Source organism: Alcaligenes sp. 1735tsa3 (assembly GCF_024134565.1).
Taxonomy (GTDB): domain Bacteria; phylum Pseudomonadota; class Gammaproteobacteria; order Burkholderiales; family Burkholderiaceae_B; genus Alcaligenes; species Alcaligenes phenolicus.
The window spans coordinates 1910655-1930599 of the sequence record NZ_CP099862.1 but is presented as its reverse complement, the minus strand read 5'-3'; the positions used below and the strand labels follow the sequence as shown (position 1 = coordinate 1930599).

General features: G+C 52.6%; 24 protein-coding genes and 1 tRNA gene. 8 read left to right on the top strand and 17 right to left on the bottom strand.

The features are described 5' to 3' along the window. Positions 1 to 7: 7 nt before the first annotated feature. The gene (gene benB / locus NIZ92_RS08925; protein ID WP_009454444.1) at positions 8 to 496 is read right to left on the bottom strand and encodes a benzoate 1,2-dioxygenase small subunit; all 489 of its coding nucleotides are present in this window, start codon (positions 494 to 496) and stop codon (positions 8 to 10) included. Between the two features lie 3 nt (positions 497 to 499). Next, positions 500 to 1852: a Rieske 2Fe-2S domain-containing protein gene (locus NIZ92_RS08920; protein WP_115633580.1), complete on the bottom strand. Its 1353-nt coding sequence runs from the start codon at positions 1850 to 1852 to the stop codon at positions 500 to 502. A 453-nt stretch (positions 1853 to 2305) separates the two neighbouring features. On the opposite strand from NIZ92_RS08920, the gene NIZ92_RS08915 reads away from it, so the two are divergent. Further along, positions 2306 to 3244: a LysR family transcriptional regulator gene (locus NIZ92_RS08915; protein WP_026482703.1), complete on the top strand. Its 939-nt coding sequence runs from the start codon at positions 2306 to 2308 to the stop codon at positions 3242 to 3244. A gap of 230 nt (positions 3245 to 3474) precedes the next feature. Here NIZ92_RS08915 and NIZ92_RS08910 read toward each other — a convergent pair whose 3' ends face one another. From NIZ92_RS08910 to NIZ92_RS08885, 6 genes are all read right to left on the bottom strand, one after another. Beyond that, entirely contained in the window at positions 3475 to 4536 is a 1062-nt protein-coding gene (locus NIZ92_RS08910; RefSeq protein WP_083053607.1) for an NADH:ubiquinone reductase (Na(+)-transporting) subunit F, read from the bottom strand. Between the two features lie 15 nt (positions 4537 to 4551). Continuing rightward, positions 4552 to 4914, bottom strand: a complete 363-nt coding sequence (locus NIZ92_RS08905) for a phenol hydroxylase subunit P4 (protein ID WP_035267737.1) — start codon at positions 4912 to 4914, stop codon at positions 4552 to 4554. A gap of 65 nt (positions 4915 to 4979) precedes the next feature. Beyond that, positions 4980 to 6485: an aromatic/alkene/methane monooxygenase hydroxylase/oxygenase subunit alpha gene (locus tag NIZ92_RS08900; protein WP_021446663.1), complete on the bottom strand. Its 1506-nt coding sequence runs from the start codon at positions 6483 to 6485 to the stop codon at positions 4980 to 4982. Positions 6486 to 6503: 18 nt separating this feature from the next. After that, on the bottom strand, positions 6504 to 6776 hold the full coding sequence (locus tag NIZ92_RS08895) for an MmoB/DmpM family protein (protein WP_003800437.1): 273 nt from the start codon (positions 6774 to 6776) through the stop codon (positions 6504 to 6506). After that, entirely contained in the window at positions 6776 to 7783 is a 1008-nt protein-coding gene (locus tag NIZ92_RS08890) for an aromatic/alkene monooxygenase hydroxylase subunit beta (protein WP_009454450.1), read from the bottom strand. The genes NIZ92_RS08895 and NIZ92_RS08890 overlap by 1 nt, the downstream gene beginning before the upstream one ends. Positions 7784 to 7806: 23 nt before the next feature. Beyond that, entirely contained in the window at positions 7807 to 8079 is a 273-nt protein-coding gene (locus NIZ92_RS08885; RefSeq protein WP_009454452.1) for a phenol hydroxylase subunit, read from the bottom strand. Between the two features lie 351 nt (positions 8080 to 8430). Between NIZ92_RS08885 and NIZ92_RS08880 the strand changes: the two genes are divergently transcribed. The 5 genes from NIZ92_RS08880 to NIZ92_RS08860 all read left to right on the top strand — a co-directional run bounded on the left by NIZ92_RS08880 (position 8431) and on the right by NIZ92_RS08860 (position 11797). Then, the gene (locus NIZ92_RS08880) at positions 8431 to 10134 is read left to right on the top strand and encodes a sigma-54-dependent Fis family transcriptional regulator (protein ID WP_035267740.1); all 1704 of its coding nucleotides are present in this window, start codon (positions 8431 to 8433) and stop codon (positions 10132 to 10134) included. A 46-nt stretch (positions 10135 to 10180) separates the two neighbouring features. Next, entirely contained in the window at positions 10181 to 10498 is a 318-nt protein-coding gene (locus tag NIZ92_RS08875) for a hypothetical protein (RefSeq protein WP_254003121.1), read from the top strand. A gap of 8 nt (positions 10499 to 10506) precedes the next feature. Next, positions 10507 to 10827, top strand: coding sequence for a TM2 domain-containing protein (locus NIZ92_RS08870; protein WP_254003120.1), 321 nt, complete (start codon positions 10507 to 10509; stop codon positions 10825 to 10827). A 57-nt stretch (positions 10828 to 10884) separates the two neighbouring features. Further along, on the top strand, positions 10885 to 11421 hold the full coding sequence (locus tag NIZ92_RS08865) for a hypothetical protein (protein ID WP_035267742.1): 537 nt from the start codon (positions 10885 to 10887) through the stop codon (positions 11419 to 11421). 103 nt (positions 11422 to 11524) lie between these two features. After that, positions 11525 to 11797, top strand: coding sequence for a hypothetical protein (locus NIZ92_RS08860; RefSeq protein ID WP_035267745.1), 273 nt, complete (start codon positions 11525 to 11527; stop codon positions 11795 to 11797). 152 nt (positions 11798 to 11949) lie between these two features. On the opposite strand, the gene NIZ92_RS08855 is transcribed toward NIZ92_RS08860, so the two are convergent. From NIZ92_RS08855 to NIZ92_RS08825, 7 genes are all read right to left on the bottom strand, one after another. Then, complete coding sequence (locus tag NIZ92_RS08855) at positions 11950 to 12684, bottom strand: amino acid ABC transporter ATP-binding protein (RefSeq protein ID WP_254003119.1); 735 nt, start codon at positions 12682 to 12684, stop codon at positions 11950 to 11952. Beyond that, entirely contained in the window at positions 12681 to 13379 is a 699-nt protein-coding gene (locus tag NIZ92_RS08850) for an amino acid ABC transporter permease (RefSeq protein ID WP_035267749.1), read from the bottom strand. Before NIZ92_RS08850 ends, NIZ92_RS08855 begins: the two co-directional genes overlap by 4 nt. Beyond that, the gene (locus tag NIZ92_RS08845) at positions 13379 to 14113 is read right to left on the bottom strand and encodes an amino acid ABC transporter permease (RefSeq protein ID WP_035268691.1); all 735 of its coding nucleotides are present in this window, start codon (positions 14111 to 14113) and stop codon (positions 13379 to 13381) included. The genes NIZ92_RS08850 and NIZ92_RS08845 overlap by 1 nt, the downstream gene beginning before the upstream one ends. Before the next feature lie 102 nt (positions 14114 to 14215). Continuing rightward, a complete protein-coding gene (locus tag NIZ92_RS08840; RefSeq protein ID WP_026482714.1) occupies positions 14216 to 15025 on the bottom strand; it encodes an ABC transporter substrate-binding protein in 810 nt (269 codons plus the stop codon). 170 nt (positions 15026 to 15195) lie between these two features. Then, a complete protein-coding gene (locus tag NIZ92_RS08835; RefSeq protein ID WP_254003118.1) occupies positions 15196 to 15738 on the bottom strand; it encodes a lipocalin family protein in 543 nt (180 codons plus the stop codon). Positions 15739 to 15862: 124 nt separating this feature from the next. Next, positions 15863 to 16282, bottom strand: coding sequence for a GFA family protein (locus tag NIZ92_RS08830; protein WP_060185813.1), 420 nt, complete (start codon positions 16280 to 16282; stop codon positions 15863 to 15865). A 176-nt stretch (positions 16283 to 16458) separates the two neighbouring features. Beyond that, positions 16459 to 16887: a hypothetical protein gene (locus tag NIZ92_RS08825; protein WP_203144732.1), complete on the bottom strand. Its 429-nt coding sequence runs from the start codon at positions 16885 to 16887 to the stop codon at positions 16459 to 16461. A 333-nt stretch (positions 16888 to 17220) separates the two neighbouring features. Between NIZ92_RS08825 and NIZ92_RS08820 the strand changes: the two genes are divergently transcribed. After that, complete coding sequence (locus NIZ92_RS08820; RefSeq protein ID WP_254003117.1) at positions 17221 to 17625, top strand: RidA family protein; 405 nt, start codon at positions 17221 to 17223, stop codon at positions 17623 to 17625. A 145-nt stretch (positions 17626 to 17770) separates the two neighbouring features. Here the strand turns inward: NIZ92_RS08820 and NIZ92_RS08815 are convergent, their stop codons facing one another. Beyond that, the gene (locus NIZ92_RS08815) at positions 17771 to 17944 is read right to left on the bottom strand and encodes a DUF1508 domain-containing protein (protein WP_021446666.1); all 174 of its coding nucleotides are present in this window, start codon (positions 17942 to 17944) and stop codon (positions 17771 to 17773) included. Between the two features lie 360 nt (positions 17945 to 18304). Between NIZ92_RS08815 and NIZ92_RS08810 the strand changes: the two genes are divergently transcribed. Further along, positions 18305 to 18925 (top strand): hemolysin III family protein, encoded by a 621-nt coding sequence (locus NIZ92_RS08810; protein ID WP_254003116.1) that lies wholly within the window; start codon positions 18305 to 18307, stop codon positions 18923 to 18925. A gap of 536 nt (positions 18926 to 19461) precedes the next feature. On the opposite strand, the gene NIZ92_RS08805 is transcribed toward NIZ92_RS08810, so the two are convergent. After that, positions 19462 to 19538: transfer RNA gene (locus tag NIZ92_RS08805), tRNA-Val, on the bottom strand. Positions 19539 to 19945: the final 407 nt, after the last annotated feature.

The window sequence follows — 19945 nt, the reverse complement described above, 5'->3', positions numbered from 1 at the left end:
CCCGGCTTTAAATGTGATACACATCAATCACTTGACGGATGTAGTCGTTTTTGAGCACTACCTTTTTTTGCTCGATCAACCAGCCCTGTTCCTGAGGCGACAAGGTCAGGTAAATCGTGCCGAAGAACTGATCCGTCACCCGGTAGCGATGGTTAAGCGTCAAAAAGTTGTAGCGGACGTCCACCTGCCCATCGCGCTCGGCCAGAATCTCGATATTGCTGAGCATATGAGCGGTACGTGGCTCGGGTGTGGAGGCACCGGAGCGCTCGGTCTTGATGCGGAACACCCGATCCTCCAGACCGTTACGGTTGGGATAGAAGATCAAGGAAATCTCACTATGCGGATCTTCGGTCAACTGATCATCATCATCCCAGCAAGGCATCCAGTACTGGGCGTTGGGGCTATAGCATTCCAGCCATTCATCCCACTGACGGTCATCCAGCAAGCGGGCTTCGCGATACAGGAAAGCGCAAATAGAGTGATACGTTGCGTTCATGGCTCAGGCCTCCCCGTTTTCTGCTTTTAACGCCTGGCTCATGGTCTTGGCCCAGTACTCGTGCTGGCAGACAAACAAGCCTTCATCTTCACTACGCCCGCCACTGATCAAGGGCTTCATGCCCATGGCTTTGGCATTCTCGTCCGGCCCGTGCACCCACAAAGGCGCACCTCGGCTCAAATCATTCCAGGGCGCCGCAATACCCGCATAGCCTTCCTGACAGGCACGGAATTCCTCCAGATCGTCTGCCGTTCCCATGCCGGACACATTGAAAAAGTCTTCGTATTGACGGATACGGATGGCACGCTGTTCAGCGCTTTCCCCTTTGGGACCAAAGCAGTAGATCGTGACTTCAGTCTTGTCCACACTGATAGGACGCGTTACCCGAATCTGGGTAGAGAACTGATCCATCAGATACACATTCGGGTACAGGCACAGATTGCGAGTCTGATTCACGATGAACTCGGCACGGTCCTCGCCCAAACGCTGCTTCAGCTCCTCGCGATGCTCGTAGACCGGACGCACGGTTGGATTCATGGTTTTGGTCCACAGCAGGATATGACCGTAATCAAAGCCATACACGCCACCCAGGCTCTTGCTCCAGCCGTTCGCATCCACCGCTTGCGTGCCGCCCTCTTTTCGGCGACCCATGGTAGCGGAGTAATTCCAGTGCACGCTGCTGACGTGGTAGCCATCCGCGCCGTTTTCCATCTGCAGTTTCCAGTTGCCATCGTAGATATAGGAAGAATTGCCACGCAGCACTTCCAGACCTTCAGGGGCTTGATCCACGATCTGATCGATGATGACCTTGGTTTCACCCAGATACTCGTCCAGAGACACCACATCCGGGTTCAGGCTGCCAAACAGGAAGCCGCGATAGTTCTCAAAGCGCGCGACACGCTTCAAGTCGTGCGAGCCTTCAGTATTGAACTGCTCGGGATACTGGGTGTTTTTCTCGTCCTTGACCTTGAGCAGCTTGCCCGCGTTATTGAAGGTCCAGCCATGGAAAGGACAGGTAAAGCTGCCTTTATTGCCATGCTTGCGGCGGCACAACATGGCGCCGCGGTGAGCACAGGCATTGATAAAGGCATTCAAGCCACCGTCTTTACCACGCGTCAAAAACACGGGTTGACGACCAATATAGGTAGTGAAGTAATCATTCACATTGGGCAGCTGGCTTTCATGCGCCAGGTAGACCCAATTACCTTCAAAAATATGCTTCATCTCCAGCTCGAACAGATCCGGATTCGTGAAGATGTCACGACGGCAGCGATACACGCCTGTTTCTTGGTTTTCTTCCAGGGCGGTATCAAGCAAGTGCCTGATATCTTTGGTTTTATCCATAAGGACTGACATAATGTGGCCTTTATGAGAGTTGCAGCCGTCCCTGCCCATGCCCATGAAGGCATAGCAAGTACGCGTGATAGAAAAGAAAAATCGCTCCGGATTGAGACCGGACTGACTCGTGGCAGCGTATTGCTGGCTTAGCCTTGAGCCTGAATCAAACCCGATAGGGACACCGTCGGGCCGATATTGCCCAGCCCACTTTCACAAGGAAATTCGGGGCTGTTCTGCATGACGTTCATTACAGTCTTTGCTCCAGCAGGCTTCCAATACAATATCGGTCCCGCTCCATAGCAAAATGCTATAGTTTGTTTTTTTTCCAATAAAATCAGCAGCTTGTAGGACATGAAAAACAAAACCTATCGTTAACCCTAGAGCTTGTCGGGTATATGCTTGAAGCTTGGATGGTCGAGATAGGTGATATATTGGTCCGGATTTTCTGGACCTGGACCACGGGCAAAGCATATGGACTTGAAACAAATCCGCTACTTTGTTGCGGTCGCCAAAGCGCGCAATTTCACTCGCGCTGCCGAGCAGTTGCACATTGCCCAACCTGCACTCAGCAGACAGATTCAGTTGCTGGAACAAGAGCTCAATGTTTTGCTGCTGTCACGGGAGAGCCGCCCCCTGCAGCTAACCGAAGCGGGCCGCATTTTTTACGAGCAATCCCTGCAATTGCTCAATCGTGTGGAGGTCATGAAAGCGGCGACCACCGAAGTCGGCCTGAACCAGCGCCCGCAATTGTCGATCGGCTTTGTAGCTTCCACCTTGTACGGTGGCCTGCCCATCCTGATCCAGAAGTTCCGCCACGCCTACCCGGATATCCGCTTTCACTTTCTGGAGCTCACCAGCAGCCAGCAGATCGCCGCCTTGCGCGCCGGACGCATTGATATTGCCTTTGGACGTGTGCGTATTCATGACAGCGCGGTGTGCCGTACTGTCTTGCGTGAAGAGCGCCTGGTGCTGGCAATTCCGCCGAAAATTGACTTGGCCAAGGATCGGGGGCCGGTGTCTTTGCAGGTCATCGCCGATCACGCCTTTATTGTGTATCCCAAGTCCCCACGCCCCAGCTTTGCCGATCATGTGCTGAATATCCTGCATGACAACGCCATCTTTCCCACCGAAGTGCATGAAGTACTGGAGTTGCAGACGGCTATGGGACTGGTCGCGGGCGGCGTGGGCTTGTGCCTGATTCCTTCAGCCGCACAAATACGCAGTGATCTGGTCTACCGGCTGATTGACGACGAGAAAGTGACTTCGCCCATTATTTTCAGCCACAGGAAAAACGACAACTCCTGGTACATCGCCCAGATGCATGCCTTTATTGAGGAAATGTATGCGGAGAAACCGCCCTGGCTGATTCCGGGACACAGCGCCTTAAGTAACGGGCCGCCACCCTGTTGATGGCTGCAAGCCTATGAGCAACTGGCCTGCTCAGGCTTGCAGCGAAACCTTCTGCCTCACCTGCTTGCGCTGATACGGTCAGACGGCAAAGCTGTCACCGACTAATACAACAAGGCCCTGCAAAGCGTCGTTAACGCTTCTTGCAAGGCCAGATAGATGCGGCGTTCACGACCACCAGCCGCAGACCTTTTCACTGAAAAAAGGTCTGCTCGGCAGTCAGTTAAAACCGCTTAGATACGCTTGAACAGCGCTGAACGTACCTTGCCGGTTGCGCCATCCGCGGCTGTCAGGAATTGTTCCATGTGAATGTCTCGCTCGAAGAGGCGGCTTTGCATCAGGGTGGAAATCGCCGCTTCAATCATAGGGGGCGGGCCACACAAGTAGGCCTTGTTACCCGAGCAACGCTGCTCAAAGAACTGCCCCACGGCTTCATGCACAAAGCCCACAAAGCCTTCCCAGGCATCATCCGGCAAAGGCGCATTCAAGGCCGGAATGTAGTGGAAATTGTCGTGCTTTTCAGCTAGTTGATAGAAATGATCCGCATGATACAGCTCAGCTTTATTGCGCGCACCCTGGAACAGATAAATAGGACGGGTATCGCCCTCTTCCAGCAAGTCCATAATCATGGATTCGGGGCTGGACAGGCCCGAGCCACCCGCGATGAAAATGGCGCCTTGCGGGTCGGACTTGCGCACAAAGAATTGGCCGTAAGGGCCGGACACGTCCAAAGACTGCCCCACTTCCAGTTCCTCGTGTAGCCACGTCGTACCTGCGCCCCCTTCTACCTTACGTACATGCAAATCAATAATGCCGCTCATGGACGGCGGATTCGCAATGGAGAAAGCACGGGTGCTGTCGATGGACGGCACATGCAGGTTGATGTACTGCCCGGCCTGAAACGCCATCGGACGATCCAGCTCCAGACGGATGTGCTTGATCGTGGGCGACAAGTCTTCAATCAGGACGACCTTGCCCTGATAATCCTCGACAGGCAGGCCCTGGAAATCCGGGTCCACATCCACGTCAGCCTCGATGACCATATCGGATTCGGGCAGACAGCAGCAAGCCAGCAGCTTGCCTTCGTCCCGCTCCGAATCCATCAAGGCAAAGCTGGACGCATCGCCTGCGTCTGCATAGCCTTCCAGCACCTGCACCTTGCAGGTGCCACACGTGCCATGTCCACAGGCAAAAGGCAACCAAACCCCTTGTCGCAACGCAGCGTCCAACAAGGTTTGTCCATCTTCCACCTCTACCACATCACCTGTGGGTTCTACGGTTACCTGATACGTCATTGCTGCCTCCGCCTCTTATACGCCCGTACCCTTGTAGCCATTCAGGCCCGGGGTCTTGAAACGCAACAAGGATTTGTGATCAAAGCCCTTGGAACCCAGGGTGTCGTCAGGATTCAGTTCAACAGCCTCGCCATTTAAATTCCATTGCACCTTGCTCCATTCGATCTGCTCAAAGTCAGGATGCTGGGCAAAGCCGGCAGGCAACAGTTGCTGGATCATCTGGGACACGGTCATGTCGGGCTGAACCAGAAAGGCCTTGGCCGAGCAGAACAAAAGGTGCTCGTCCCAGCCGATATACAGCAACATGCTGTCGCCATAGTGCGACTGCTGGTCGCGCGCATAGCCTTGGTAGTCCGGGGTAATTGCAGTAACTGCCATATTGATCTCCAATTTTTATAGGTAGTGGCAGTGCCCACCGAGGCACTGCCCTTTTTCTCGCGTGACTAGGCCGTCACTCCTTTCCATTCGTTCCAGCGCGCTTCGTCCACCGAACCCTTGAAGTCCATATTGTCGACACCTACGTTCAACTGGTAGTAGTCGCTCAGGATCTTCTCCAGCTCGGGGCCACCGCAGCCACCTTGCAGGATCTGGTTCACTGGCAGCCAGGCCTGGATGTACTTTTCAGGCTCGTGCTCGAAAATGTCGCGGCAACCGTCCGAGCAGGTGTGATAGCGCTCGCCCTTGTACTGGCTTTGGCGGTAGGTGATTTCGTCGGGTTTTTCCATGTCGGTAAAGGTCATGGGCACCTGACATACCTGACACAGCTGCGGCAGTCCGCTGGAGTAAAAGCGCTTGCCTTCGGCTTCCATCTTCTTGGCCATTTCCCAGCGTGGGCGGTAGTACTTGTCGAAAGTATCGGGGTACTTGGCGCTCAACCAATCCAGTTCCTCGTCGCTGGGGATCCAGGTGTGGAAACCGGCAGCGTGACCGAAGTTGTAGAAGATCCACCAGGCCTGGTGCGAGATGTGCTCTTTCTCTTTCTCGATCACTTCGCTGTACTTGGGCATGCGAATGCCGTAGCGGGCCAGATCCTTGAACAGAGCACCGCCGGCCTGCTCGAAATAGACTTCCCAGGCTTCTTTCCAGGACATGACCTTGTTGGGCAGCATGTAGTCCATCATCATGCCAACCACGGACAGCAGACGGGTACCGCGCCAGAACCATTTGTCGATCCACTGCTGAACGATAGGCACGTTGTCTTCGTGCTGCTCCAGCAGGAACTTGATCACTTCCAGGCCCAGTGTCATGTGGCGTGCTTCGTCAGACTGCGAGCTGAAACCGAAAGTCACCGTGGCCATGTCGCCGTTGTAGGCTGCACCCGACATGAAGGGCACGAACAGCAGGTTGGTCAGCACGTACTCGAAGGAGAAGCTGATCGCCAGCAGGAACTCGAAGGGGCCGGCAGCGCGGGCATCTTCAAAGAAAGACTTGGGCACGGACAGGTACCAGACCCGGTCGTGCATATGGCTCCAGTCCTGGAAGCCATTGAAAAACTTGTTGTAATGGCTCATGGCGTGGACCTGCGTCTGGACGTGACGCAGCTCGTCAATCGACTGCATCTGACACGCAATACGTGCGCCGATGCCGCTGAATTGACGTCCCACATGGGAGTAGCCCTGGTAAGCCTGGTATTCCAGCGGGGTCACCGCGGTCAGAAACACCTTGATCGCGTTCAAGTAACGCGGGTCGGAAATATTCATCTGGCCATTGTTCTGCGCGAAGGCATCAAAAATGGCGTACAGCTTCTTTTCTTTTTCGGCCTGGTATTTCCAGTACGCGTCCATTGTCAGACGGAACGGATCTTCCCATTTGGACCAATCGGTAATCTTGATGCCCTCAAACTCCTCGTAGGGGAAGGCGTCCTTGCGATCCTGGTAGCTGAATTCCCAGTCCAGATCACGAGTCAGATAGCGATATTTGTCTTTGATATTTAGTTTTTTCGTGGCCATGTTGCCCCCTTATCTGATTTAGCTGTTCCAGTGCAAAAACAAGCGGTCTTCATCTTCATCCACGTTGCCACCCAAGGTGATCAGATTCAGATGCAGCTCCTGCATGTCCCACTGCTGCCCATACTTTTCTTCCACGGTCTCGCGCTTGACGGTCAGCTGGCCCACGCACTCAATGCGAATCATGGCTGGCTGATAAATCACCGTGGCGTCCGGGTTGTCTTCTTCGATGGCCTCGACGATGTAGCGCGACATGTCGTTGTCTTGCAGACCGATATAAACCTTGGATGTCATCAGGCTTCTCCACCCAGGCTCAAGCCTGCTTTCGTGACGCGTTTGGCAATGGTTTCCTGCGCTTGCTCCCAGACCTGATCCGCCTGGTCGGCAAAGGCAGCCTGGATGTACGGCATGAAGGCGGCTTGCACTTGTGGCAGCCACTGATTCAGCCAGCTTTGCAGTTGCTGCTTGTTTTCCTCACTTTCAGCCGCCGCGATCTTGAAGACGCTATCGCTCCAGTTGGACAGGTCTTTATGGCACTCCAGCATGAACTCCAGCAGCATATCCAGATCGCGGCCGCCTTCCTTGGCCAGATCCGCGACCAGACCCTGATACACCACTTGATGCACCACGGTATTGATCAGCAAGGACTGCACCAACAGCAGTTCAAACCAGTCTTTCTGGACCAGCGTTTTTTCGCACAAGGCGCGCAGACCTTGCCAGGCCGCATCCTGCATCCAGGCCTCTTTGGCCTGGCTCAGGGAATCGGCGCTATTGCCATCAATCAGCAGCCCAATACGGGAGACGTATTGCGCCATACCCAGCGAGTCCATCCCGGCATAGAGACAGGCTTGGGTAATGGTGGTGCCATACCCGTAAGCCGAGCCGGACATGAAATTCAGGTTGGCGGTTTGCTCGATGTGACGCAAAGGCAGCAGCAAGCGGGTGACCTTGGCTTTGACGTCCTCGCTCAGATACTGAGCCAGTTCCCGCTTTTCAAAAAAGCCGTAATTGGTTTCAGCCGATTCCTGCATGCGGGCACGGTTTTGCACGTAAGCACCGTAGTAGAACTGACGAGGGTCACGGAACACATACCAGTCCTTCATTTGAATGGCGGTGTGTGTGGGGTCGTTCAGGGTCTTGTCCGGCATCCACAGGGGTCGGTAATGGAAGTTGGCCGTCGCCTGGGCGTCGTATGTGGCTTCCTGGTAGCGCGTGGCCGGTTTTTCGCCAAAGCGGCGGGCCACGTTGGCAAAGGTTTGCCGCACGGGCTGCAAACTGGCCGTTTTAATTTCTAATGTCATCCTCTTGTTCTCCTGAATAAAACCTACTGGGCTTCAGCCTGACGACTGTTGCCGACCAAAGTGTCATAACCAAAACGCCATTTCTCTTCGTTCTCGTCATTGACCCGCATTTGCTCATCGCTCATGGGCTGGACATTGTTTTGCAGACAAAACTGCTCAAACGCCGCCGGGGGCATGACCAGTTCCACAAACAGGTCCGGCTGGCCGATGGCAAAATCAAATTCCACAAAACGGGCGTTGGCCGGACTGCGTACGCGTACGTACTTTGTCAAAGTGGGCAAGCTCGTGTCTGACATCTGTTCTCCTCCTGATCAAGCTGTTGCATGAGTGTCCACAGCCTGTTCATAGCAAACCGCGTGCCAACTTTAAATTTGAAGGATTTAACCCTTTAGGATTAAAGAGATAGCTGAAACCCGGCCTAGAAGGAATGCGGCCTGCGAAGGGGTGACGGCAGGAAAATTGATCATTTGATCAAGTGCTTAGCGCCGTTTTCATCAAATGCTGAGTTAGGGTAAAACCTTAGAAAAATCCGTTTTATCCGTCCTCTGGACACTATTATGTTTTCCTTGAGTCACTAGAAAGACAGGCGGCATACTGGTTTTAGAACACTCAAAACCACAATAAGAAATCACAGGATGGAGACAGCCATGGGGGCTACTGAACTCACACTGCCATTAAGTCAGGACCTGATCGACGCCATTCGTTTTGATGCGCGGGAAGGCAAAATATGGTTTGGCGAGCAGCGCATGCTCTTGCTGCACGCCAGCGGTTTTGGCCAGCTACGCAAGGAACTGATTGCCTCTTTGGGCAGCGAGCGCGCCAAATACTTTCTGATGCGCTTTGGCTACCACGCGGGCATGAAAGATGCCGAGGTCTCACAAAAAGTGCGCCCGGACCTGTCACTGAAAGAGACCTTTTTGGCCGGCCCGCAAATGCACACCATCCGCGGCATGGTCAAAGTCGTGCCCACCGCCCTGACCTTTGACCGCGACGCAGGCCAGTACTACGGCGAATTTGACTGGTTTGACTCCTATGAAGTCAGCAATCACCAGAAAGAACATGGCCAGTCCAGCGAGCCGGTCTGTTGGAGCTTGCTGGGCTATGCCAGCGGCTACACCAGCTTCTATATGGGCAAGAGCATCATTTACAAAGAAACCCAATGCGGCGCCATGGGCCATAGCCACTGCAAGATCGTGGGCAAGCCAGCCGAGGAATGGGAAGATGATGACCCCGAGATTGACCGTTTCATGCTGCCCGATCCAGTCCAGGACGAACTGTTTGCCTTGCGATGTGAGCTGGTGAAGTTGCGCGAACAGGAGTTCAAGCACTCCAGCGCCAACTTCACCTTGCCCAACTCCATTGGTCAGTCCGCCGCTTACCAGGCCGCCTGTCATCTGCTGGAAAAGGCGGCGCAAAGCAAAGTCTCCGTGCTGCTGCTGGGGGAAACCGGCGTAGGGAAAGAAGCTTTCGCACGCGGCCTGCACGCCGCCAGCGACCGGGCTGATCAACCCTTTGTTGCAGTGAACTGTGCATCCATTCCCCCGGAGCTGATTGAGTCAGAGCTGTTTGGTGTCGAGAAAGGCGCTTATACCGGCGCACATAAATCCCGCCCCGGACGCTTTGAGCGTGCCCAGAGCGGCACCATCTTTCTGGATGAAATCGTGGAGCTATCGCCACGGTCCCAAGCCGCCCTGCTGCGTGTATTGCAAGAACAGGAACTGGAACGCGTGGGTGATGAGAACACTCGCCATATCGACGTGCGCGTGGTGGCGGCCACTAACGAGGATTTGGCCGAAGCCGTACAGAAAGGCACCTTCCGTGCCGACCTGTACTACCGCCTGAATGTCTTTCCCATTCACATTCCGCCGCTGCGCGAGCGTAAAGAAGACATTCCGCTGCTGACCGAATACTTTCTGAACAAATACTCCAGCATGTACAAAAAGCACGTGCTGGGAGTCAGCGACCGCAGCCGTGAATTACTGATGCAATACGACTGGCCAGGCAATATCCGCGAATTTGAAAACATGATCGAACGTGGCGTCATCCTGACCGAGCACAATCACGAAATCGAAACTCACCACCTGTTCCCGCAGCAGAAAAGTGCCTTGCAGTATTTGAGCAGTTTGAATACGCAAGGCTTTATGGCGAAAGAGTCCTGTTTCAGCGCGAACCAGACGCAATATCTGGAGAACCTGCTGGAAACGCCCTTCAACCTGGACGACCTGGAAGAACAAATCATCCAGCTGACGCTGAAGAAAACGAACGGGAATATTTCAGAAGCAGCACGACGACTGGGGCTGACACGGCCGGCGTTGGCGTATCGCTTAAAAAAGGTGACGATGCCAGCCTGAACAAGGCATCCATAAGCCCGCTTTGGCGAGCAGTTGAAACCTTTAATTGAGTCCGCCTAATCAATCCGAAAACCCGGGCAGAAAATTATTCGCAAGGCAAAATCATCAAAATCTTATAGAAACCGACAAGCTTAAAAACCACAACCCAGCACACAAAGACAACACAGACGGCCAAGTCGCTATAATCGCCAAGACAATTTTTAAAAACAACACCAGAAAAACTGATTTTTTTAAAAATAATGCGGATTCCAGGAAAAATAAAAAATCCAAAAAATTCGTGGCAAAGCGAATAGCAAGCAGAGAAATCAAGGAGCCTTACGGCTCCTTATTTTTTATTAATCAAGTAATTTTACTTTTACCGTGAGGCCTGATATGTCTACAAATAACTCAACTGCTCAAGCCATGCTTTATGATGCCAACAAAAAAAGCCTGGGCGTGACTTACCTGCTCTGGTTTTTCCTGGGCACGCTAGGTGGCCATCGCTTTTACATGGATAAAACGGGTAGCGCCATTGCCATTTTGGTGCTGACCATTCTGGGCGCACTGCTCAGCGTGATGGGGGTTGGGCTGATCATGTTGGGGGTTGCACTGGTATGGGTTCTGGTAGACGCCTTCCTGATCCCGGGCTGGGTACGCAACAAAAACACCTTGCTCGCCACTTCCTTGTCTAACAATGCAGGTTTGCCCGGCTAAACATGATACGAGCCGTCCTGAAAAGGTTTCTTTTAAGGACGGCTCAGTGATACACAAATGAAACGCACACTACTCATCGCATTTTTCCTTATCACCTGCACACTGAGTGCTTTATTCGCCTGGAATTATTTTTCCATCTGGCAGCCCGTTTCCCAGAGTCTTGATAAAGACCATAGAAACAAAACAATTGAAGTCAGAGCCCATTATCAGTACGCCCTCAACCCAAATGTCCTGGTGTTTGATCTACGGTCGTTCTCGGCAGAGACCAGTCAAATCGATATCATGCGCGTACTTTTTCAGACAGCAGACAGCTTGCGTGAAAAATCATTTGAACAAGTTATTCTGGCCTATCAAGGAACAGAGAAATTTGCGCTATCGGGAAAATACTTCAAGAAAATCGGCAAAGAATACGCCTGGCAAAATCCCATCGTCCTGACCCGTACCTTTGCCGAGAACGTCACGGATCTGCAAGGAAAGCCGGCTTTCGGCACCTGGACCGGGGGAATATTTGCGGTCATGAAAAACCAGCTGGACGACCTTGCTACCTTGCATCGTCGATGGTACTTGGACGACTGGATTGCAAACATACGCTGACAGACATTTCAGCCCCTTTAGCTGACTTGACTGCAGGCTCCTGCCCCTTGCGCTGGCCTGATTTCCCCCACCCATTACAATGGGGGCTTATCTAAGGAGTCGTATGTTGGAATTTCAGCCCCGTGAACGGGCGTATTTAGAGAGTATCCATGCCCTGTCGCAAGATCAGGACAGCAATGAAGTGTTTGTAGGACTGAGCCTGACCGAGTCCATCTGGTACGCAAACTATGTGAAGCAGTCTTACCAAGGGGACGTGGCACGCGGCGATGAGGCCGAAGCTCGTTACCTGAGCCTGCATGAGCAGCACGAGCAAGCACGTTGTGCCGTTCTTGCCGCTGAATCGCTACTGCAATCGTTTGACACAGCGGCACAGTAGGACCCCGTATAGCGACACGCCTCAAGCTGGCGCATCGCCCATAAAAAGCCCGCCCATGTTTCAACAGGCGGGCTTTTTTATTACATACGGATTCACGCATTTTTCAGGCTGCCCTCACGCCCCAGCAAGCTCGGCGACAACCGGGAAAGACGCTATAGACGCAGTTCTTTGGATAAAAAGGTTTGCACCCGCTGCGGCCTGCCGTCCAGATCCCCAAAGAATACATCCGTGGGCACGTCTTCCAGAATCTGGCCCTGATCCATGAAAACCATCCGATCCGCCACCTTGCGAGCAAAGCCCATCTCATGGGTCACGCACATCATGGTCATCCCCTCTTCCGCCAAACTAACCATTACGTCCAGCACCTCGTTGACCATTTCAGGATCCAGGGCCGAAGTAGGCTCGTCAAACAACATGCAGACCGGATCCATGCACAAGGCCCGCGCAATGGCGACACGTTGTTGCTGCCCGCCCGACAAACTGGCTGGATAACGATCCGCCAGCGCTTTCAGGCCCACCCTGTCCAGGTACAGCAAAGCCCGATCATTCGCTTCGTCCCGCTCCCTGCCCAGCACTTTACGCTGCGCCAAGGTCAGATTGGCCAAGACGTTCAGATGCGGAAACAGCTCGAAGTTCTGAAAAACCATCCCGACCCGACTGCGCAAGTCGGGCAGATTCGTTGCCGGATCACCGACAGAAATCCCATCCACAACAATCGAGCCCTGCTGAAACGGTTCCAGACCATTGACGGTTTTCAACAAGGTGGACTTGCCCGAGCCCGAAGGCCCGCACACCACCACGACTTCCTGACGGTCCACCTGGGCCGTGCAGTTCTTGAGCACCTGAAACGTGCCATACCACTTGGAAACACTATCGATACGGATCATTTGCCATCCAGTCGCAGATGTTTGTCATAACGTCGAGCCACACGATTCGCAATCAACTCCAGCGTTGCGCAGATCACGTAGTACATCAGCCCGACAAACAAGAAGATTTCAGTGGGGTGCACCATAACCCGGTTGCTGACCTGGGTGGCCACAAAAGACAGTTCCGCCACGCCAATAACGTAGGCCAGCGACGTATCCTTGATCAAGGCAACCCACTGATTAATAAAAGAAGGCAGCATCACCGGCAAAGCTTGCGGCAGGATGATGGACTTCATGATTTGGGCAGTTTTCAGGCCCAGGGCCTTGCCCGCTTGCCATTGCCCCGCCGGCAAGCTGCTGATGCCCGCAAATACCGAGTGCGCCAGATAGGCGCCACCAATCAAGGACAAGGCGCAGACCACGGTAAACAGACCCGGCACATCCACCTTGAACAGAATGGGCAGCAGAAAATACACCCAGAAAATCAGCATGATCACAGGGATGGCGCGGAAAAAGCCCAGAAACAGCAGCAAAGCGGTATGCGCCACGCCACGCGTCAAGACCAGGGCTATACCAAAAACCAGCCCCAGAACGGCCGACAAGCTTGCCGAGAGCACGCTTAGCAAGAGCGTTAACGCAGCACCGCCCAAAGGGCCATGCGGATACGCCCCCACCAGGAAGTACAGCAGGTTGTCATGGATTACATCGAAGTTCATTACAGCCCACCTCGCACTTGCAGACGGTGGCGTTGTAACCACTGCCCACCCACTTCAACCAGCATGACCAGCAAGACATACAACAGCGTTGCAATCCCAAAGGACTGGAAAGTCTTGAAAGTTTCAGTCTCCACCTGACGAGACGCATAAGACAGCTCTGCCAAGCCAATGGCCATGGTCAACGAGGTGTTCTTGATGACATTCATGTACTGCCCGATCAGCGAGGGAAAGGTATTGCGCAAGGCCTGCGGCATCACCACATAGCGCCAGACCTGCATGGAAGACATGCCCAAGGAGGCTGCTGCGGCCCACTGCCCTTTGCGAACTGCCCGCACACCAGAACGAAATTCTTCTGCAACAAAAGCCGTGGTGTAGATCGTCAAACCTACAAAAGCGGCCAGCATCTCGAAACTGGGCCAATGCACATCGAACAAGACCAGTTGCAAGACATGCTGGGTGTTCAACCATTGAACCAGCTCCGGCGGCATCAATGCCGAGGCACCGAAATACCAGAAAAATAGTTGCACCAACAAGGGCGTATTACGGAACAGACTCAGGTAAGCACGTACCGGCCAGGCCAGCCAGGCAAACGGCGAGAGCCTGGCAATACACACCAGAAAACCCAAAACAGTTGCAGCGAAAGAGACAACTAAAGAGAGCTGGATCGTGACCCAGAACCCTTGCAGCAACCAACCCACATAGTGGGGTGCCAGCCAGAAATCAGAAGACGGCATAGCAAACACCAAAAAGCAGGATCAAGTGATCCCACTGTTAAAAACACAAACAGTAAAAGGCCAGCCTGAACACTCAAGGCTGGCCTGCAAGCAAGTGATGACTTACTGTTGCTGACCGATGCGGTACAAGCGCTCCAGCGGTGTCTTGGACTGAGGGCCAAACCAGACGTCATAAATGGCTTGAGCCTTGCCCTGGCTTTCCAGCTCCAGCAAAGTTTCATCCACAAAGGATTTCAGTGCTGTCTCGCCTTTGGGGATACCAATACCGATCAAGTCCTCGGAAATGCTGAAGGCCGGAATTTCATAGTTTTCCTTGTCCGGCACATTGGCCAGCAAACCAATCAGCTTGGGACCATCCTGAGTGATGGCCTGCACATTGCCGTTACGCAAAGCGGTAAAAGCAAAGGGGGTATCGTCATAGGCAACCAGCTTGGCCTGGGGGTATTTTTCACGCAGAACGATCTCATTGACCGTCCCTTTATCCACACCAATACGCAGCGAGTTCAACTGCTCGGGCGAGGACAAGACGCCTTTTTTAGCCAGAAACTGCTGGCCCGATGCAAAGTACGGAATGCTGAAATCTACCTGTTTGGCACGCTCTTCCGTGATGGTGAAGTTGGCCAAAACCAGATCTACTTTATTGGACGTCAACAGCGGCACACGATTGGCCGGGTTGGTTGGCAAGACTTCCAGCTTCACGCCCAGCTTGTCAGCCAGAGCCTGAGCAAAATCCACATCCAGACCGGTGATCTGGCGGGACTTCTGATCCACAAAACCAAAAGGTGGATTGCTGTCGAAAGACGCTACTTTCAAGACACCCGTTTTCTTGATGTCATCCAGACGATCAGCCTGGGCCACTCCAGCCACCAACGCCAGGGTAAGGGTCGCGGCAATGCTTAAAAACGACTTCATAGTAAAAACATTCCGATAAAAAAATGGCACGTCCGATACATACCGTCGTGCCATTCGACCACAGCCACAAGCTCTTCAAAACGATCAAATTTCCCCATGCTTATAACTAAAAACGCTAAAAGGCTATGCTGTTTTATGCAGACGCAGAAGCGTCGATCATCGAATGCACGCTACTGCTGCTTGGTGGAAATCACCTTTTGGACCGCAAAGCCCTGGGATGCCGCGTAATCCAGCAAGTCACTGACAAGCTGCGGATCAGCCTGTTTTTCTCGGGACAAGACCCAGAGATATTTCCGATCCGGCGTACCGACCAAAGAATACTGGTAATCCCCTTCCAGCTTCATGATCCAGTAGTCACCCCACACCATAGGGAACCAGGACAGCCATTTCGGAGCAAAACGCACTTCCAGTATCGCCGGATCAGCAGGCTCCACACTCGTCGACAAACGCCCCTGCCCGATGGCTTGCTTCACCTCACCGTCCGTACCCTGACAACGATTGGTAACAGTAATCGTCTTGTCCGCTTCCATCACGTAATTAGCTTGCACATCTCCGGCACATTCACGCTGAAAGTTATTGGGTAGACGCGCCTGCTCGTACCACGTGCCCATGTACTTACTCAGGTCTACATCTTCCTGGGTCGCCAGATCGGCGTTGGAAGAAGCGCAGGCGACCAATAACGCAGACAGCGACAGGAAAAGAATTCTTTTCATCACGAAGTTCTCCTTGTAGGTGACCCAAGATCGAGTGTCTGGAATCGTCCTTTGATAGATCGACCGGTCCAGTTTGCAGCAAGCGCAGCCCTGGCCCTGCTTATGCATCTGGCCAGTCATAGCATCAGGAAAACAGCTTAACCACCTCTTCGCCTGTCATCTCTCGCGTTTTGTTAGCGAATGCGTAGTTGTCAGGCTTGTCATCAATAAAGACCTGCAGCTCGAACGGCCAGCTCCCGCTATCCTTGAACAAGCCAGCAGAAACAGCATGGAAACCACCGGCCTTGAGCTTGTAAAACAAGTGCGTACCGCATACATCACAAAAACTGCGCTCCGCCCACTCCGAAGAGGCATAGGAGCGCACATGCTCCGCGCCTTCAATTACTGGAGCTTCATGGGACTCCAGCGACAAGAAGGGGCCACCTGACCAACTGCGGCAGATGCCGCAGTGGCAAGCGCTGATTGAAGGCTTTTGCTGCTGAAAACTGATCGAGACGGCACCGCACAGACAGTTGCCGTGAATCGTGGATGTATTGTTTGCCATACGAGCCTCTGTAGGTAGATGGATAAGCAATTCTAACGGCTGAATCGTCCCGTAATGGAAATTCGATATGAGCCTTTCCCAAGGCCAGGTGCAACAAAACCTGGGCCCCAGAAACAACACTGCCCGCTACAAAGCGGGCTTATTCGTGCAGTCCGCCATAACGGACCCTTACACATTTACTGCTGCTTGATGCTCATGTTTTCTTCAAGGCTAATGGTGCAAGACTTCCCTTTGCCAATCGTCCTGATACGGCCTTTAATTGTCACCGTGTCACCCATATTGAACACATTCAGTTGCTCAGTGCGGCGGTTGATCAAGGAAGAAAAGACGATAGGCCCGCTACTGACTCGAACGTCAAACTGCTTGGCACTGCCCCATACTTTTGAGTTCATGCCACTCATGGCCTCGGCCAGTGTATTTTGCTCCATGGCCACCAATTTGCCAGTCACCTCAACGGTTTTCCCACTGTACTTGTTCACAGCACGCGCATGATTGGAACGCATCTCTGAACAAATCTGTGCCGGAGTGTCAGCAATCGGGCCCGCCCCCATCGCTTCATTGACACTGGCAAACGCATCATCAATGCCTTTAGTCATGGAGTTCATCGTTTCACATCCCGCCAAGCCCACTGACAGGGCAGCTATAAATACGATCTTCTTCATTTCCCGCTTCCTTTATTACCAAAAAAAATAAGCGGCGAGTATAGCAGGCAGGGTCAGCCTATTTCGGACAAAAAAGCATAAAGCCAGACGATGGACACTTTAAATAAAACTTAATTAATTTTGAAGAATTTTTCCTACCTATTGCCGTTGGAGACTGGGCTCCGCTCCCCCTCAAAAAGCCTCCTCAAAGACAGGCTCTTGCTTTCCGACGTAACGCCCCAAGGTAGGAGCATGGTGTGTAAATACACCCACTCAACTTTTCATGTATTTATCAAGATGACAAAAAGCGCTATTAATCCCTCCACCGTATTCAATTCCTTGCAATACGGTTTCAGCCAGGGCCTGGTGGTCACAGGCAACCGCCGTGTCATGCTCTCTGGCCAAGTAGGTGTAGATGCTCAGGAACACACCGTAGCTGGTGGAATGCGCGAGCAAACAGAAGCCGCCTTGGACAATATTGAACTAGTCCTGGCCGAGGTTGGCGGCAAGATGGATCAGGTAATCATGCTGCGGATTTTTATCCGGGAAGATGCAAGCTCACCACAAGAGCAGGACGACATAGCTGCTGCGCTGCTGAAGCGATTTCCCGTCAATCCACCACCCTCTTCCTGGATCTTGATCAGTGGCTTGGCCAAGCCTGAGTGGCTGATCGAGATTGAGGCTGAAGCGATGCTGGATTGATCGCTGCTGTTAAGTCGCCTCCCGTACGGAGTCGACATAAAAAAAGACCTCGGATCTTGACGAGGTCTTTAGGCTCCCTTTTCGCTGGAGAGCTTTTTTTCATAAGCCTACAAGCTGCGCGTAAAAACTTAAAGAAAGTCTCTGCTTACTCCTCGACAACCGGAGCATCAGCCATCCCTTTTTTCACAGACTCAATACTGTGTTGTGCGCTCTGCTTACTGCTGTAGCCTTCGGAGCTAACGCAAATAATATTCCCATTCGCGGCCTTGAATCGCCACCGCCATTCACCACTTTTGTCCTTGTAAAGCACAAATTTCATGATGACCCTCTTTAGGTATGAGCGCACGTCGCGCAAACCGTATCCTAAAACTGGAGTTGATCAGCAGGTATTGGGGTTTACGTGGCAGGCCAACAAGTGACTGAATTGCCATCAAACCACACCTCTTTTACTGACAACGCAAGAGATATGCCATCAAGCCAAGAAAGGAAACAAGTGCAGCTCATCAGGTTTTGTGTGGTGGACACTTCGACCGGCATTCCTCATCCAAAGCGGCGAACGAATGCCCCGCATTGACCTAACAGAGATCAATACGAGAGCTTGATTTATGCGCTAAGCTTTTCCGACCACGTCGACGGTCTTGCAATCGGCGTGCCGAATGTTCGGAGAGAAAAAAGCATCATGTATTACGGTGAACGTTTCAATGCCTGGTCACATCTGATCGGTGCAGTTCTGGCTGTAGGCGGCGTATCCTGGCTAATTGTCATGGCGAGCCTTACCGGGGACCCCTGGCGCATCACCAGCACGGCCATTTACGGCGCCACACTTATCCTGCTGTACCTGATTTCCACCTTGTACCACTGCTTCAAGGGACGGGCCAAAAACGTCTTCCGCAAGCTGGATCACTTTTCCATCTACCTGTTGATTGCTGGCAGCTACACGCCCTTCTGCCTGGTAACGCTGCGAGGCCCTTGGGGATGGAGTCTGTTCGGCGTGGTCTGGGGTTTGGCACTGATTGGCATTCTTCAAGATATCCGCCCACGTTCGCCGGCACGCATACTATCGCTGGTGATCTATGCCGTTATGGGGTGGATTGTGTTGCTGGCACTGGGTCCGCTGGCAGACAATCTGGGCTCGGAAGGCTTTTCCTGGCTGGCGGCAGGGGGAGCAATTTATACCGCCGGGATCGTGTTCTTTGTGTTTGACGAACGCTTCCGGCATTGGCACGGCATTTGGCATTTATTTGTGCTGGCTGGCAGCGCAGCGCATTTTCTGGCCATCTCCCAGTATGTTGTCATGTAAGACAAAGCACCCCGGGCGCGAACACACAAAAAAGCCTCTACCGAGGCTTTTTTGTCGACTAACATAAGCTCTGTTATATCTGATGAAATCTGATTACATCTAAAGGTAGGGACCTGTGGCGAAGATCTTTTCCTGCTCCTAGAATAAAGCAACGCAACTAGAAGCGAGGCTTGCATGATCACACTAGAGACGGGACTATATCTTCGTGTTCAAGAGCTGAAGGATGGGCCCAAGCCCTCCCCGCTTCAAAGCGGATTTAATATGCAGACCGCTTACCGTGCCCTGGGGATGTTCAACCCGTCAGAGACATCGGACGCCTTCTTTATTTTGGCTAACGACAGGGACGAAATCTGGTTTATCTGTAATCGCCATTTACGGGCCGTTGGGGTCAGCCCTGAGCCGAGAGAGCTTAGACGCGCGCTGGATTCAATATAAGCATTAACAGGGCAGGCTATGGCCGTAGAAAACAAAAAAGCCCCAAAGCATTGATCTTTGGGGCTTCTCTTGGCACAGCTTGGAGCTGTGTGCATGTATTCTGGTAGGCAGTACTGGATTCGAACCAGCGACCTCTACGATGTCAACGTAGCGCTCTAACCAACTGAGCTAACCGCCTGCGGTGAAGAAATGAAATAATAGATCTTCCCTATGAGGCTGTCAACACTATTTTGCGTTTTTCTATAAAAAAGATGATCTTTTTTATATGACTTCGCTAGAAAAATAGCTCCCCAATACAGGGAAATCTTGTAAACCATTGTTTTATAAGAATTAAATAAAAAACTAACGAATTCCCAGAAATTTATGCCCTTCCTGGCAAGGCCGATCCATGAAACATATAGATACACTCAATCTGTCTCCAGCCAGCATCAAGCTACCTTACTGGCGCACGATTTTTCTATTCAAGTTCTTCGGGCAAAAATAAAATGATTGCTTTACGCCTGCAGATCATCAATCTCGTCCGAAACAGATCTGCGGCTGCTACGGGACACCTACGCACATGACTTGCTCTTCTCTCCCGCCTAC